We start from the raw sequence: 238 nt of genomic DNA, 5'->3' as shown, positions 1-238 counted from the left end.
CCCGTTGAAATAGGACTCAATCCAGTCTCAACCGACGAAGGCACGTTCGTCCTCGCGGCCGTCGTCGACATCACCGAGCGCAGGAGGCAGGAGGAACGTTTCCGGCAGGTCGTGGAAGCGGCGCCTAACGCGATGGTGATGGTGGACCACGATGGCCGGATCGTTCTCGTGAACGCGCAAACGGAGAAGCTCTTTGGCTACCCGCGCAACGAGTTGATCGGGCAAAGCATCGAAGCGC

Annotated in this window: 1 protein-coding gene; it reads left to right on the top strand. The window is 60.9% G+C overall.

The window, feature by feature from the left end:
- A partial coding sequence (locus tag AB4Y44_RS42980; RefSeq protein WP_368702864.1) for a PAS domain-containing protein occupies positions 1-238 on the top strand: 238 nt, incomplete at both ends.

The organism is Paraburkholderia sp. BR10937 (assembly GCF_040965695.1).
GTDB lineage: Bacteria > Pseudomonadota > Gammaproteobacteria > Burkholderiales > Burkholderiaceae > Paraburkholderia.
Note: the sequence above shows the minus strand (reverse complement) of the source record. Positions and strands in the feature narration are given on the sequence as shown.